The 15638-nt window shown below is 56.7% G+C and carries 15 protein-coding genes; 12 read left to right on the top strand and 3 right to left on the bottom strand.

What is annotated here, in order from left to right:
* Window positions 1–16: 16 nt before the first annotated feature.
* The 10 genes from thyX (at window position 17) to HMPREF2787_RS02015 (ending at window position 11911) form a co-directional block, all read left to right on the top strand.
* On the top strand, window positions 17–769 hold the full coding sequence (gene thyX / locus HMPREF2787_RS01970; RefSeq protein WP_070858230.1) for an FAD-dependent thymidylate synthase: 753 nt from the start codon (window positions 17–19) through the stop codon (window positions 767–769).
* Between the two features lie 58 nt (window positions 770–827).
* Entirely contained in the window at window positions 828–1733 is a 906-nt protein-coding gene (gene dapA, locus HMPREF2787_RS01975) for a 4-hydroxy-tetrahydrodipicolinate synthase (RefSeq protein WP_048733503.1), read from the top strand.
* On the top strand, window positions 1733–3814 hold the full coding sequence (locus tag HMPREF2787_RS01980; protein WP_048733501.1) for a ribonuclease J: 2082 nt from the start codon (window positions 1733–1735) through the stop codon (window positions 3812–3814). Before dapA ends, HMPREF2787_RS01980 begins: the two co-directional genes overlap by 1 nt.
* A gap of 89 nt (window positions 3815–3903) precedes the next feature.
* Complete coding sequence (locus tag HMPREF2787_RS01985; protein WP_048733499.1) at window positions 3904–4521, top strand: TIGR03085 family metal-binding protein; 618 nt, start codon at window positions 3904–3906, stop codon at window positions 4519–4521.
* A 105-nt stretch (window positions 4522–4626) separates the two neighbouring features.
* Window positions 4627–7923: a DNA translocase FtsK gene (locus HMPREF2787_RS01990; RefSeq protein WP_070858278.1), complete on the top strand. Its 3297-nt coding sequence runs from the start codon at window positions 4627–4629 to the stop codon at window positions 7921–7923.
* A gap of 234 nt (window positions 7924–8157) precedes the next feature.
* On the top strand, window positions 8158–9291 hold the full coding sequence (locus HMPREF2787_RS01995; RefSeq protein ID WP_070858231.1) for a TerC family protein: 1134 nt from the start codon (window positions 8158–8160) through the stop codon (window positions 9289–9291).
* A gap of 31 nt (window positions 9292–9322) precedes the next feature.
* Complete coding sequence (gene pgsA, locus HMPREF2787_RS02000; RefSeq protein WP_069358740.1) at window positions 9323–9889, top strand: CDP-diacylglycerol--glycerol-3-phosphate 3-phosphatidyltransferase; 567 nt, start codon at window positions 9323–9325, stop codon at window positions 9887–9889.
* A gap of 24 nt (window positions 9890–9913) precedes the next feature.
* Window positions 9914–10456, top strand: a complete 543-nt coding sequence (locus tag HMPREF2787_RS02005; protein ID WP_070858279.1) for a CinA family protein — start codon at window positions 9914–9916, stop codon at window positions 10454–10456.
* A 51-nt stretch (window positions 10457–10507) separates the two neighbouring features.
* Entirely contained in the window at window positions 10508–10942 is a 435-nt protein-coding gene (locus HMPREF2787_RS02010) for a helix-turn-helix domain-containing protein (protein ID WP_048733491.1), read from the top strand.
* Between the two features lie 141 nt (window positions 10943–11083).
* A complete protein-coding gene (locus tag HMPREF2787_RS02015; RefSeq protein ID WP_005509356.1) occupies window positions 11084–11911 on the top strand; it encodes a PspA/IM30 family protein in 828 nt (275 codons plus the stop codon).
* A gap of 5 nt (window positions 11912–11916) precedes the next feature.
* Here HMPREF2787_RS02015 and HMPREF2787_RS02020 read toward each other — a convergent pair whose 3' ends face one another.
* From HMPREF2787_RS02020 to HMPREF2787_RS02030, 3 genes are read right to left on the bottom strand one after another with little or no spacing between them, the layout of a single operon-like run.
* Entirely contained in the window at window positions 11917–12537 is a 621-nt protein-coding gene (locus HMPREF2787_RS02020) for an energy-coupling factor transporter transmembrane component T family protein (RefSeq protein ID WP_069358739.1), read from the bottom strand.
* A complete protein-coding gene (locus HMPREF2787_RS02025; RefSeq protein WP_070858232.1) occupies window positions 12534–13235 on the bottom strand; it encodes an energy-coupling factor ABC transporter ATP-binding protein in 702 nt (233 codons plus the stop codon). The genes HMPREF2787_RS02020 and HMPREF2787_RS02025 overlap by 4 nt, the downstream gene beginning before the upstream one ends.
* A gap of 34 nt (window positions 13236–13269) precedes the next feature.
* Entirely contained in the window at window positions 13270–13887 is a 618-nt protein-coding gene (locus HMPREF2787_RS02030) for a biotin transporter BioY (RefSeq protein WP_016422610.1), read from the bottom strand.
* Between the two features lie 79 nt (window positions 13888–13966).
* Between HMPREF2787_RS02030 and HMPREF2787_RS02035 the strand changes: the two genes are divergently transcribed.
* The gene (locus HMPREF2787_RS02035; protein WP_005509697.1) at window positions 13967–14200 is read left to right on the top strand and encodes a DUF3046 domain-containing protein; all 234 of its coding nucleotides are present in this window, start codon (window positions 13967–13969) and stop codon (window positions 14198–14200) included.
* Between the two features lie 316 nt (window positions 14201–14516).
* Window positions 14517–15620, top strand: a complete 1104-nt coding sequence (gene recA, locus HMPREF2787_RS02040; protein WP_049170952.1) for a recombinase RecA — start codon at window positions 14517–14519, stop codon at window positions 15618–15620.
* Window positions 15621–15638: the final 18 nt, after the last annotated feature.

The raw sequence follows: 15638 nt of genomic DNA on the forward strand, positions 1-15638 counted from the left end.
CGGGAGTTAACTAAAAATGTCTGAAAATGTCACTCTCAAGGCGCAGCTAATCGCTGCGACCAATTTCTTCCCGCCAGAGGACATCGCCTTTGATACCGATGCCGATGGTGGGGAAGCATTGATTGAATTCTCTGGCCGGGCTTGTTATGAAACGTGGGACAAGCCCAATCCGCGAACTGCGACTAATAGGGGATATCTGCGACATGTGCTCGAGGTGGGCCACACCTCACTTTTTGAACACGCAAGTGCAAGCATCTATGTCCGTGGCCTGTCGCGCTCGTGTGCACATGAACTCACACGGCACCGTCACTTTTCCTTCTCGCAGTTGTCGCAGCGGTTTGTGCCGGCCAGTTCCAACAATGTTGTGGTTCCTCCCGCGATTGCGGAGGATCCGGATCTGTTGCGAGTTTTCGAAAGCGCGGTTGATCAGTCCCGTTTCGCCTATGGTGAGTTATTAGACGCACTGGAAGAGAAGTGGGCCGACGAGCCCAACGCTATCTTGCGGCGTAAGCAGGCACGCCAGGCAGCCCGGGCGGTTTTGCCCAATGCCACCGAAACTCGAATCGTGGTTACTGGTAATTTCCGTTCCTGGCGCCACTTCATTTCGATGCGTGCGACTGAGCATGCCGATGCTGAAATTCGGGAGTTGGCAGTGGCTTGCCTGCGGGAGCTGCAGCGCTGCGCTCCTGTTGCTTTTGGGGATTTTGAGATTAACACTCTGAAGGATGGGTCGGTCGTCGCGTCGAGTCCTTACGCCTTCGAGGGGTAATCGCACGTACAGTGTGAAGATATAGTCGATTGAGATTTTTAAGAAAAGGTAGTCAACAATGAGCACAGGAATTGCGTCAACTCGCGGTGCTGACATTTTCGGCACCGTCGCCGTAGCTATGGTGACCCCTTTTGATAAGGACGGAAACCTTGATGTCAAGGCGGGTGTGCAGCTCGCTGGTCATCTTGTAGACGGTGGCTGCGATGCACTCATTCTGGCCGGTACTACCGGCGAGTCGCCTACTACGACGGTTGAGGAAAAGCTCGAGCTTCTCCGAGCTGTTCGCGCAGAGATGAGCGACGAGGTCAAGCTCGTGGCCGGTGCCGGCACCAATGACACGGCCGGGTCCATCGAGCTGGCAAAGGCTTCAGTGGAGGCGGGCGCGGATGCGCTGCTCGTCGTCACGCCGTATTACTCCAAGCCGTCCCAGGAGGGGCTGTACCGTCACTTTACGGCAGTGGCTGACGCAACCGAGGCGCCGGTGTGTCTGTATGACATTCCGCCGCGTTCGGTTATTCCGATTGAAGTTGATACCATTTACCGGTTGGCGGAGCACCCGAGAATCCAGGCTGTTAAGGACGCCAAGGGGGACTTGGGAGCTGCCGCCGGCATTATCGCTAATACTGATTTGGCGTGGTACTCCGGTGACGATGTGCTGAACCTCCCGTGGCTGTCGATTGGCGCCACCGGGTTCATTTCCGTTATTGGACATGCGGCCCCGCAGCTGCTGGCTGAGGTGCGCTCTTGCTTTGACAAGGGGGACCTTGCTGGTGCGCAGGCAGCCCACGCGAAGATGACTCCGCTGTTTGCCGCTCAGGCTGCACTTGGCGGTGTAAGTTTTGCTAAGTCCGCTCTGCGTCTGCAGGGCATTGAGATAGGAGATCCACGCTTGCCGCAAATCGCAGCAAATGACCAGCAGCTTGAGGTGCTTGAAGAAGCTATGCGGAAGGCAGGTGTTCTGTAGTGGCTGAAGGACGCAATCGCGCCCGCAAGGTAACTCGTAAGGCTGGTCCGCCTTCCGAGTCCGACGTGGCTGCAGCAGAGCAGTCCAATAACTCTGCATCCAAGGGCTCCGACAAGGGTGGAGCTAATTCCAACGGCTCGAAGTCCTCGCAGCGTTCCGGTGAGCGTAAGAACTCCGGTAACGCTAAGAAGTCCCAAGGTTCGTCGAATTCTTCCAACCGCGGTTCCCGCGGTGGTCGCGGCGGCCGTGGAGGTAACCGCGGAAATAATTCACGGGGCGGCCGTGGCGGACGCGGTGGCAACCGTCGTAACGTAGTCCAGTCGATGCAGGGTGCAGACTTGACCCAGCGTCTTCCTGCACCGCCGAAGGCCCCCAAGGACGGCCTGCGCGTGGTTGCACTGGGCGGTATTTCCGAAATCGGTCGCAATATGACCGTGTTGGAGTACAAGAACCGCCTGATTATCGTCGACTGTGGCGTGCTGTTCCCGAGCTCGGATGAGCCGGGTGTTGACCTGATTCTGCCTGACTTCTCCTACATGGAAGACAAGTGGGATCGCGTGGAAGCTCTTGTGGTCACTCACGGTCACGAGGACCACATCGGTGCTATCCCTTGGTTGCTCAAGCAGCGCGCGGACATCCCGATTATTGCTTCTCGCTTTACCTTGGCACTGATTCAAGCCAAGACACAGGAGCACCGTCAGCGCCCTAAGGTCATCGAGGTCAACGACACCAGCCACATTCAGCGTGGTCCGTTCGATCTGCGTTTCTTCAATGTCAACCACTCGATTCCGGAGTGCCTTGGCATCGTCATTAAGACCGGAGCCGGCATGGTCGTCCACACCGGTGACGTGAAGATGGATCAGACTCCGCCGGACGGAAAGCCGACTGACCTGCCGGCGCTGAGCCGCTACGGTGATGAGGGAATCGACCTCTTCCTGTGTGAGTCCACCAACGCTACGATTCCGGGCTTCTCGGGATCCGAGGCGGAGTTGGCTCCAACTCTGCGCCGCCTGATTATGGATGCCAAGCAGCGCGTTATCGTCGCGGCCTTCGCATCGAATGTCTACCGCGTGCAGGCAGTCATCGACGCAGCCGTTAAGGCTGGCCGCAAGGTTGCCTTCAACGGTCGCTCTATGATTCGCAACATGCGCATCGCGCAGGAATTGGGGCTGCTGACTGCGCCGGAAAATACCATTGTGGAGATGAACGAGGCCGCTCGCATGGCGCCCCACAAGGTCGTGCTGGTGACTACCGGTACGCAGGGTGAGCCAATGGCTGCGCTGTCTCGCATGGCGCGCCGTGAGCACCGTCAGATTACCGTCCGTGATGGCGACCTGATTATCCTCAGTTCTTCGCTGGTACCGGGGAACGAAGAGGCAGTCTTCGGCGTTATCAACATGCTGGCCCAAATTGGTGCCACGGTTATCACCGGCAAGGATGCGAAGGTTCACACGTCCGGTCACGGCTTTGCCGGCGAGTTGCTATTCCTCTACAACGCAGCTCGTCCGTCGAACGTCATGCCGATTCACGGTGAATGGCGCCACCTCCGTGCCAACAAGGAGCTGGCTGTGTCCACTGGCGTGAAGCCAGAAAACGTTGTCCTGGCTCAGAACGGTGTGGTAGTCGACCTCGTTGACGGCCGCGCACGTGTAGTTGGTCAGGTTCCGGTCGGTAACCTCTACGTCGATGGCGTCACAATGGGTGACGTCGACGCTGACGTGCTGGCAGACCGCGCTGAAATGCGTGAAGGTGGTCTTATTACCGTCACAGCCGTCATCGATAACCGCACTGGCCGCCCGTTGGAGAAGCCACGGGCTCAGGCTCGCGGTTACTCGGACGACGCCAAGGAAGTGCTCGAAACCGTCGAGCAGGTCGTTGACGATACTCTCTTTGATCTGGCCGGCAGTGGTGAGAACAACCCGTACCGTATGGCTCAGGAAGTTCGTCGCCGCACCGAGCGTGTCATTAACCAGAAGTGGCGTCGCAGCCCGATGGTTGTTCCGACCATCGTGCCGATGTCTTCGGAGGCAGCCGAAGAGGTTACCGACGAGGAAATCAAGGAGTCGCGCGAAAGCATCTAGGTTTCTAGAGCGTCTTTTAGCGTAAGAGCCCGCATCCACCTAAAACCGTGTGGATGCGGGCTTCTTGGTGCCTGGTCTAGGCTGGAGCTATGACTTTTGCTGAACGGGAACGTGAAGACCTAGCTAATCTACTGCTCAGCGTCGGCCCCGACGCACCGACCTTGTGCGCGGGGTGGACGACCCGGGACCTTGCCAACCACCTGTACATTCGCGAAAACCGTCTGGATGCCGCTGGCGGGATGTTCGTCAAGGCGCTTTCGGACCGCCTCGATTCTGTTACCGCTGAGGTCAATCGAATGCCCTACGTCGAAGTGGTGGGGAAGTGGGGTAGTGGTGCTCCGCGATGGAATCCAATGAACTGGGCAGACCGCTACGTCAACGCTGCGGAGAACTTCGTCCATCACGAGGATGTCCGTCGTGCCCAGGAAGGCTGGACCGTTCGTCAGCTGCCACCCTCCGGAGTTTCGGACCTGTGGCGTCTGGTCACTACTGCCGGCCGTATGATGTTGCGCGGTTCGACCTCGACCGTGGTGCTAATGCGTGACGACGGAGTTGCGGTGACCCTAATCGACAACAGTGCTAAAGGCGCTCCGGTTGTGACCATCCGCGGTAGCGTCGGGGAACTGGTGCTGTGGCTCTATGGGCGTGATGAGGTGCGCGTTGCCATCGACGGCGACGAATCGGGCATCAAGCGCAACAGTCTTTAAGATCACGTACTCAGTTCTGGACGGTCACGACAGCACGTCTGTTAAACAATGACACGCGTGTGACTAATGTGAAAACGATCCGGTGTTAGCTGTAAGGTAATGGTCATGTCTGCGACCAGCCGAACCAGAACTGACAATCGTCGTGGATCTTCCCGCTCTGCGGAGACAGATGCCACGCGGCGATACCCCGTGCACAGCGCCACGGAGGAATTCGAGCGCACTCCTAGCGCCATGTCGTTCGTGGGCAATAGCTTGGCCAGCGCCTGGACTGAAACTGCCCGCGGCGTGGCCGGTCTTGCCCGGCGTGTAAGCGGTCGCAAAAATAAGCGAAATGAAGAGGAGAATATGTCGCGGCGCGAAAGTGACGCCGATTTTTCGACGAAGCCCCGTAGGAAGCGTCGTAAAGCAGCTAGCGGCTATGACGATGTAATTGAACCGCCGGCACCGTCCTCCGTGCCAGCTGACGAGTTCGACGCAGACTTCGATGAGGGGGGCGAACCGGGGTCGAAGGACGGCCTGGCACTACTCGTGCTGGCGTTGGCAATTGTGCTCGCTGGCTCGACATGGTTCCACCTGGCAGGGCCAGTGGGGGAGTTTATTGAAACGGCAGTGCGCACGCTCATTGGTATCGGCGCTTTTGTGCTTCCGGTGCTGCTCGGTGTTGTTTCCGTATTAATGATGCTGGATGCTATGCCGCGCCGTGAACGTCTGACACCTACCATTACTGGAGCTTCGCTGATTGTGGTGGGGCTGCTTGCAATTGTGCATATCGGCTCGGGGCGACCTGCGGACTGGCAGGGGCGACGAGCAGCTGGTGGCGCAATCGGTGGTTATATTGGTTCGCCGCTAGCAGCTGGATTTACCTCGTGGGTCGCTGTGGTTTTGTTGCTGGGCATTGTTTTTTACGGTGCTCTGGTGCTCTCTGGTGCGACGGTGCGTCAGCTTATCGATGCCACTAAGGAGTACTTCAACTTTTCCGAATGGTCCTCACGTCGTGCCGGTTCGGAGCTGGAGTCGGATGATCCCTACGGCAATGTCGATGACATGCTGGAACGTCGGGCAAGCTGGGATGCTGATACCGCATATGCCGATGAGGACTTTGACCAGCCGACGCAGCTAATCGAGCGTCGCCCAAGTCGCAGCAGCCGCTCCAATCATTCATCGTCGCGTTCGACCGATCGCTCGGCTTACCGAGCGCCTCGCCGTGGCGCGGATAGCCGTATGCCCGTACCCGAAGCCGCGCCTTACGACGAACCGGATGCTGACGGTAACCTCTACGATCTCTTGGACGAAGAGCCGCAGAGGCCCCGACAGGCTCCGCGTCCTGCCCGTCAGGTTGAGGATGTCGACTACGATTCGGCAAAGACCATAGTGTTTGATGTCCGGAATGGGGCACAGCACTCCAACCGAGTCTCCCCGGTTGAGCCGGCGTTTCCGGCAGCTGAGTACGTGGAGGAAACTCAGTCGGATGCTGTGCATCGGGACACCGCCGAAACGGAATCGACTATTCCGGCTGTCGGGGGCACGAACTACCACGCCGCCGACGAAGAGTATGACGAGTACTCCGAGTACCCGACGCAGGAGGCTGCTACAGCTGGCAACAGCGAACGCGATCGTGTTTCCGCTTCCCGAGCTTCGAAACAGTCCTCTGTTCAGCCTGAGACCCAAGCGTTGGCGAGTGCTCCGCAGAGCGAGTCGTCTGTCGATGATTCGCGGGATGCGGTTTCTGAGGCTACGCGCCGCACTATGGACGCCATTGCCGCTCGTTCTGGCATCGATGCCTCTAAGATTCCGGCCACAACTCCGAAGTCTGAATTGGAAAAGGATGCCGAGGGTACTTCCGCTTCGTCGGCACGCACGCCAGAGTCTGACTACCACCTGCCATCGACTAACTTGTTGATCCCGGGTGAGCGCCCCAAGACGCGTACGGCGACGAACGACCGCATGATTGAAGCAATCACTGAGGTATTCGCAGAATTCAAGGTCGACGCTGCGGTGACTGGTTTCTCTCGCGGTCCGACGGTGACTCGCTACGAGGTCGAGCTTGGCCCGGGCGTGAAGGTCTCGAAGATCACGAATCTCCAGTCCAACATTGCCTACGCGGTAGCGACCGACAATGTCCGCCTACTGACTCCGATTCCGGGCAAGTCAGCCGTTGGTATCGAGGTACCGAACAACGACCGTGAGATGGTTCGGCTTGCCGACGTACTCAACGCGCCCAAAACCGTTGCGAACGATGACCCGATGCTGATTGGGCTCGGTAAGGATATTGAAGGCGAGTTTATCTCGCACTCCATCCAGAAGATGCCGCACCTTCTCGTTGCCGGTTCGACCGGTTCGGGTAAGTCCGCGTTCGTAAACTCGATGTTGGTTTCGCTGCTGACTCGCGCGACCCCGGAGGATGTCCGCCTGATTCTGGTGGACCCGAAGATGGTCGAGCTGACTCCATATGAGGGGATTCCTCACCTGATTACGCCAATCATCACTCAGCCGAAGAAGGCCGCGGCGGCTCTGCAGTGGCTGGTTGAAGAGATGGAACAGCGGTACATGGACATGAAGGCCGCCCGCGTCCGTCACATCAAGGACTTCAACCGGAAGGTCAAGTCCGGTGAGATTACGACGCCACTTGGCTCGGAACGCGAGTACCGTCCGTACCCGTACATTGTCTGTGTCGTCGACGAGCTGGCAGACCTGATGATGACCGCACCCCGCGATATCGAAGACGCGATTGTGCGCATCACGCAGAAGGCCCGTGCCGCCGGTATCCACTTGGTGCTGGCTACGCAGCGTCCGTCTGTGGATGTGGTCACCGGCTTGATTAAGACGAACGTGCCATCGCGACTGGCATTCGCTACCTCGTCACTCACGGACTCCCGCGTCATTCTTGACCAGGGCGGCGCTGAAAAGCTCATTGGTATGGGCGATGGCCTGTTCATCCCACAGGGCGCAGGCAAGCCGCGACGACTACAGGGTGCCTTCGTCACAGACGAGGAGATTCAGGCCGTAGTCGATGCAGCTAAGGCACAGGCCGAGCCGGATTACACCGAGGGCGTCACTGAGGATAAGAGCGCTGAGGCTGAGCGCAACATTGACCCCGATATCGGAGATGACCTGGAAGATTTGCTTCAGGCAGTCGAGCTGGTGGTCACCGCACAGCACGGGTCGACCTCGATGTTGCAGCGCAAGATGCGAGTCGGCTTTGCCAAGGCTGGTCGACTTATGGATCTGATGGAAACTCGCGGAGTGGTTGGACCATCAGAGGGCTCTAAGGCACGTGAGGTGCTGGTCAAGCCAGAGGAGCTCGAAACCATTAAGTGGATGATAAAGGGTGCAAATCCGGAGGATGCCCCTAAGGAAGAAGTAAACGTAGTCGACGCTGATCCGAATCAGTCTATGGCGTAGGAGGACCCAGCCTCACCGCCGTTTCTGATTGCGTGTATAGTCGGCACACGTGGAGGGGAGTATCCCCGGTAAAAGCGGATGTTTTCCGCTAACCCGTGACGGTTATCGTCAGCACGGATTGTACGCACAGACTCGCTTTGTGCACATCCAATCCCGGTGCCGTCACTTTTGCCACTTCGGCAGAAGCAGGAGAGACCTCCGGTTCATGTTCGCACGACCGGAGGTCTTTTTTATATGCATGTCCCCGCATTGGTATGGATTATCACCATTGTGGTCGTCATGGGTTTTATCGCCTTTGACTTCTATGCACACGTTCGCACGCCGCATAACCCAACTATGAAGGAAGCCGGCACCTGGACCGCTTTCTACGTAGTCTTGGCATTAATTTTCGGCGGAATGGTGTGGTTGTTATGGGATCACCACCGAGGCATCGAGTTTCTATCGGGCTATATCACCGAAAAGGCGCTCAGCGTAGACAACCTATTTGTCTTTGCACTCATCATCGGTGCATTTAAGATTCCACGCCAGTACCAGCAAAAGGTTTTGCTGTTCGGCATTGCGATGGCGCTGGTATTCCGAGGCCTGTTCATTTGGGCTGGTGCTGCCGTTATTGCCAAGTGGTCTGACGTTTTCTACCTGTTTGCAATCTTCCTGATTTACACGGCTATCAAGACGGTGTACGACGAAGCCGTCGATAAGCCGGAACCCGATCCGTCGGATATGAAGCTGATTCAATGGCTGCGTCGCATTGTCCCGATTTCGGACCATTACAACAGGGACAAGCTGACCGTTAAGGAAAACGGCAAGCGTTACTTGACGCCCCTTGCCATCGCGCTGGTGTCCATCGGTTTTATCGATGTGATGTTTGCGTTTGACTCTATCCCGGCTATTTACGGCCTGACGGATGAGGCATATATCGTCTTTACCGCAAACGCCCTGGCTCTCATGGGCTTGCGTCAGATGTACTTCTTGCTTGACGGTCTGCTGGATCGCTTGGTGTACCTGGCTTATGGTCTGGGTGTCATCCTGGCCTTCATTGGCGTGAAGTTGCTGTTGCACGCACTGCATGAAAACAACCTGCCGTTTATCAACAGCGGTGAGAACGTGTCGGTGCCTGAAGTATCGACCTGGGCGTCGCTGGCGATCATCGTCATCGTTCTGGTGGTGACTGTCCTGGCATCGTGGCTCAAGATCAAGCGTGATGAAAACATGGGTGCGATTGCCTTTCCGCGTGTTCACCACGATGATGATGGAAGCCGCGATGGCCTCGGCTCTCACGCTTCCTCTACTTCTGTCAGTGAGGGGTCAGCGTCGGCCGGCAGCGAAACTAACGGTTCACACACCGGTAAGAACGAGCCTGGGCGTTAATCGAACACGATTGTGAGATAAGGTAACAACTGTGACTGCTCCAAGTGCTGATACAAGCCGTGTTTCCAACTGGAACTTGCCAAATTTCCTGACCGTGCTTCGCATCCTCGGAGTACCGGTGTTCCTGTGGGTACTTCTTCAGGAGGGCGGCGAAGCCACTAATTGGCGCTGGTGGTCGTTTGTCGTATTCGCGCTTCTGATGGCGACTGACAAGTTGGACGGGCACCTCGCACGTAGCCGTAACCTCATTACCGACTTTGGCAAGATTGCCGATCCGATTGCCGATAAGGCTCTAATGCTGGCTGCGCTGATTGGTATGAACATCATCGACATTCTGCCGTGGTGGGTGACTGTCATCATCGTGATTCGCGAAGGTGGCATCACCATCTGGCGTATGTTCGCACTGCGTCAGGGGCGTGTTGTTCCGGCTTCTCGGGGCGGCAAGATAAAGACGGTTCTGCAGTCTGTAGCAGTGGGGCTCTTCCTGATGCCAGTGGACTGGTTGTTCTGGCCGTCCTGGATTGTGATGATTGCCGCCATTGTCGTCACCGTCGGTACTGGTATCCAGTACATTGTGGATGCGCGAAAGGTCTCGTAGAGAAGTTAAGTGGAGGGTAAAGCTGTGAACACAGTCGAACGCCTCGGCCAGAGCGACGAAAACGCAGACGGTGTCGATGGCGTTTCGCTTCAACTCGTCCAAAAGCTTACGGCTCGTGGCGAGACTTTCGCAGCTGCCGAATCGCTCACCGCAGGTCTTCTCTGCGCCACCGTCGCCTCCGTACCGGGAGCCTCCGCCGTTCTGCGCGGTGGCGTGGTCACCTACGCCACTGACACAAAGGCGTTGCTTGCCGACGTGCCAAAGGATGTTTTGGCCGCATATGGCCCCGTGTCCGAGTTGACGGCCCGGTATATGGCACTTGGAGTGGCGAATAAGACAGTGGCGGACTGGGGGATTTCGCTAACTGGCGTTGCTGGTCCAGCGATGCAGGATGGGCACCCAGTAGGTGAAGTCTGGTGTGGTCTGAAACCGCCGGGGGTTTCAGACCTTGATGGGGTAACCGCTGTTAGGTTGCCGGTGAATAAAGAGGGTTCGCGCGCGGAGATTCGTCGTCAAGCAGTGGTATTGGCGTTAGAACTGTTGTTGCAGAATCTCGACGGTGAGTAGAATTTTTGAAAATTGGGAACAGGTCGGCCTTCTAAAGCGTTAGAGAAAGTGATGACCAACAATACTGCACTTATGACCATTCGCTACCCAGAGGTAGATAGCGCTGCTGCTTTGGAGGCTTCCATGGACGCCACAGCACCGTCGGCGCGAGTGGCTGTAGCGGAGCAGCCTGGATCGGTTGCAAAGTTAACGGCACAGGATTTGGCGGAACGGGGAGAATCCCGTGAGCCGCTCCTGCGAGAGGCACTGGGGGAGACGCTGCGTGATATTCGTTCGCGCAGTGGACAGACGCTGCGTGAGCTTTCTGAAAATGCGGCTATTAGCCCTGGTTATTTGTCTGAGCTTGAGCGTGGACGGAAAGAAGTCTCATCTGAGCTGCTGGCGTCGGTATGCGCGGCGCTTGGTGTGACGGTGTCGGATTTGATGATGGAAGCAGCCACAGCGATGGCTCTGCATTCGGCGAGCCCAGAATTGGCAGCGATGTAGAAATTGGTTGCGCCGGTGGAATTTCATTCCATTGCTCCGGTACTTAGCACCCGAAGACGCTCGGCTTTAGTTAAGATTGGGTGCGCGATAAGCACAGACCTGCTTTGAGGTAGTTGCAATAAGAAAGGTGTATGGGACGCTATGGCTAATCCATTTGTAAAGCTGTGGAATTACTTGATGGCCGCTTTTGATTCCAAGATTGAGGAAAACGCTGATCCGAAGGTGCAGATTCAGCAGGCTATCGAGGATGCCCAGCGGCAGCACCAGGAACTATCGCAGCAGGCAGCGGCGGTGATTGGTAATCAGCGCCAGCTGGAAATGCGCCTTAACCGTCAGCTCGCTGAGATTGAGAAGCTGCAGGGGAACACTCGTCAGGCATTGCAGCTCGCTGACAAGGCTCGTGCTGAGGGGGATACTGCCAAGGCTACGGAGTATGAGAACGCAGCTGAGGCTTTCGCAGCTCAGTTGGTTACTGCTGAGCAGTCGGTAGAAGATTTGAAGGCTCTGCACGATCAGTCGCTGCAGCAGGCAGCTCAGGCTAAGAAGGCCGTCGAGCGTAATTCCATGCAGCTGCAGCAGAAGGTCGCGGAGCGCGCAAAGCTCCTCAGCCAGCTGGAGCAAGCAAAGATGCAGGAGAAGGTCTCTGAGTCCCTGCAGTCGATGAATCAGATTTCTTCGGGGGCTACACCTAATCTGGATCAGGTTCGTGACAAGATTGAGCGTCGTTACGCTAACGCTCTTGGTCAGGCTGAGCTGGCTCAGAACTCGGTTCAGGGGCGTATGGCTGAGGTAGAGGCCGCAGGCGTTCAGCTTGCTGGGCACTCTCGCCTGGAGCAAATCCGCGCAGAAATGAACGGTGGCAACGAGCTCTCTGGTGGCGAGGCTCAGAAGTCCATCGAGGGAAGCGCTGCCTCCAACGTTGACCCTGCTGTTGCTGAGCGCATGCGCCAGCTGCGTGAGGGCAATTAATTCTCCTACTCACCTTCGCCACGTGCGATTAGCGAATCACCCATTGCCTTCGAGCGATTAATGGTTCGGATGACCACAGGTACGCCGAAGGCAATGATTGAGCCGGCAGCCCCTCGTGCTTTTCGAGCCTCCAGTACCTCGGCAGCGGCCATAACCTGAAGCGGAATCATACGCAGCGTCAGCGATAGTGCGAGCGCGATGGTGTCGACTGGTAGGCCGAAACGGGCGAACGGCTGCATCGCAGTGGTCAAAGTATCCATGATGTCGCTGACGCGGGTCGTCAGCGTTAGCAATATTGCCGCTGCGATTGCGGCGAGAAGCGCGAGGAAGGTCGTCAGCGCTTGCTCACCCCCGGCGCGCCACCACAGGAGAAGCGAAAGCAGCGCCAAAATGATTACGGCTCCACGGAGCTGTCGGAAAGCAACCATTGGTGGCACCTTGGCCACCGCATAAGCGAGGGTGACAATTGCCAGGGCAATCGCCCCGCCTAGCCAGGTATCCACGAGAATCCCGGTGAGCAATAAAAATGCGATGACAATGATGAGTTTGGGGGCCGTCGGGAGCCTGTGCACAGGCGACTTATGGTTTAGGTAAAGCCCTAACGGGACATCGGCTGGATGAATCATGAGCGGCCTTCTTCCGCACGAGTCATATCGCTGACGTATCGGTCAATAACTTCCTTCGGCGCACCGTCGTCGACGATTTCTCCTGCGCTTACACGGATAACTCGGTCGAAGTCCATAAGAAAATCCAGATCATGAGTGACCACGATAATTTGCTGCTCAAGCTGGGCGAAAATACTCCGAATGTGGAGACGATTGCGCAAGTCGAGGAGCGTAGTGGGCTCATCGGCAATAATGGTCGTGGGATTAAGAATTAACACGGCCGCCAGCGCCAGTAGCTGTTTTTGTCCACCCGAGAGCAAGTGTGGCGAGGCGTCAGACTGATTGGCGAGCCCAAATCGCTCAAGAGCTTCCTGCACCAGCTGGTTGCGCTCATCCTTTGGCAGCTTTCGCTTGCGTAGTGAAAAGGCAATGTCCTCTGCGACTGTCGGCATCACAATTTGGTTATCCGCATCAGAAAAGATGAAGCCGACATTCTTGCGAATTGCCTTTGCCTGCTTTGCGACATTCATGCCCTCATACGTGACCGTGCCACCAGTGACCGGGCCCAGGCCGTTAATGAGTCGCACCAGCGTGGACTTACCGCCACCGTTTTCGCCGATAATGCCAATGCGGTTCTCTGTGAGAGTTAGCGTGGTCGGCTTCAGTATCTGGCGTCCCGAATAGGTTGCGGACGCGCGGTCAAAAGCGATGGTGGGCATAGTGCGACTCGAGACCCTTTCTAATTCTGTGGGGTTAATTGCCCGAGGTGGCTGCTTCCTTAACCAAACGACTTTGCTTACGGTTGGCAGCGTCGGGAAGCAAATCAGGGAAAGCCTGCAGTACGGCAGTAGCAATAAGCGCGGCTACGACAACCTTTGCCACGTCGCCTGGGATAAACGGGACGTTGGTAATCAGTGCGTCGGTGAAGCTAAGTCCCATACGCCAAGTCAATCCGACAGATCCGAAGAAGTACTGTAGTAGAACTCCGACGAGGCCTGCGCCGATGAAGACGCTGATTCGTGAAACCTTCGCCCGTGGTGCTTGCTGGGCAATCGCGCCGATTGCGAAACCGGCAATTAAATAGCCGACAATGTAGCCCACGGTAGGGCCGGGGAGTGCGGCGAGAAGTGGTTTCCAGCCCGCCATGTTTGGGACACCCACGAGACCAACAGCCAGGAACAGGGTAGTGGCGAGGCCGCCACGTTTGAATCCGAGAATCATCCCGGCCAGTGCGATGCCCATGTTCTGTAGCACGATTGGCACGCCGAGGCCGCCAACGGGAATGGCAATGCCGCCGAGCACGATGATTAGTGCTGCGAAAGCAGCGATAATAGTGAGGTCATACACCTTGGAATTATTCACAGCTCTCATCTTAAACCCCTGAGTTGAGCACTGTTCAGGCAGGGGACCGGGGATTCGTCGATGCAAAAAGGCGCCCAGGTAGGTATCAGTGACAGGTATCTTGTACGTTGGTCTCATGCGATTGGCCGATTTTCACAACTTCGTCAACCACGAATTTGGGCCTCAGCACGGCCCGTGGCTGTTGCATTCCCACGTACTGATGGAATATGGAAAAACTCCCGCGGAACTGCTCGAGGACGGGGTCGAACCTCGGGATATCTGGTGGGCGCTGTGTAGGGAACACGATATTCCCGAAGACCGCTGGTACGGTCCTGACGAATAGGTTCCGGCGTAGACGACGGTGAATGCTTGCCGACGGCTCTTGCGTGTCGTTGCCATTCGAACAGGGTTTCGCATATTATCGAAAGTGCTGATGAAGTCAATCCGTCTGATTCGGTATAACTTCCGGGTGTAACCGGCAGTAGAGGTGTCGCGGACCAATTTGGAACCGGAACGGCTAGTTTCGCGCCTAATTAAGTGTGAGCGAAGTTTCTGTTTTGGATGAAAATCGGGAGACACATTCTCTGAGTACGGCTCCAGAACCCGATACCGTACGCGACAATGACCGCGACAATGACAATGAGGAAGAACAACGAACTATGGCTCGTAAGAAGGCTACGGCTTCGAACCAGGGCAATGATCGCCTGAAGGCGCTCGATGTAGCTCTGGCGAATATTGAGAAGGACTTTGGTAAGGGTGCAGTTATGCGCCTGGGGGACGACAATCGTCCTCCAATTCAGGTTATTCCCTCCGGCAATATCGCTATCGACGTGGCCTTGGGCCTGGGCGGGTTCCCGCGTGGTCGTATCGTAGAAATCTATGGTCCAGAATCCTCGGGTAAGACCACAGTCGCACTGCATGCTATTGCAGAGGCGCAGCGGCAGGGCGGTATTGCCGCATTTATTGATGCGGAGCATGCGCTGGATCCGGTTTATGCGCGCAAGCTTGGAGTAGATACGGACAACCTTCTGGTATCCCAACCAGATACCGGTGAGCAGGCACTTGAGATCACAGATATGTTGGTGCGTTCCGGTGCTATTGACATCATTGTGGTTGACTCGGTGGCCGCGTTGACTCCGAAGGCTGAAATCGACGGTGAAATGGGCGATTCCCACGTTGGCCTGCAGGCGCGGTTGATGAGTCAGGCGCTGCGCAAGATGACGGGTGCGCTGTCCCACACCGGTACCACTGCCATCTTCATTAACCAGCTGCGTGAAAAGATTGGCGTCATGTTCGGTTCTCCTGAGACCACCACGGGTGGTAAAGCACTGAAGTTCTACGCTTCCGTTCGCTGTGACGTACGCCGAATTCAGACGTTGAAGGATGGCCAGGATGCGGTGGGTAACCGCACGCGCTTGAAGGTAGTCAAGAACAAGGTGTCGCCGCCGTTCAAGCAGGCAGAGTTTGACATCATCTACGGCGAGGGCATTTCGCGTGAGGGCTCGTTGATTGACATGGGCGTTGATAACGGCATTGTCAAGAAGTCCGGTTCGTGGTTTACCTACGAGGGCGATCAGTTGGGTCAGGGCAAGGAAAAGGCTCGTATGCACCTGCGCGAGAATCCAGAAATTGCCCAGGAAATCGAAGTCAAGATCAAGAAGAAGCTCGGCGTCGGGGAATTCGCGGAGGTCGAGGACGAGACCGATATCGATGCCCCTGTCGATGTCGTGCCGGACATCGACTTCGATGATTTGGAAGACTAGCTAGCTCGAGGCGTAGTG

The sequence above is a fragment of the Corynebacterium sp. HMSC061H03 genome, from assembly GCF_001838215.1.
Classification (GTDB): Bacteria; Actinomycetota; Actinomycetes; order Mycobacteriales; family Mycobacteriaceae; genus Corynebacterium; species Corynebacterium jeikeium_D.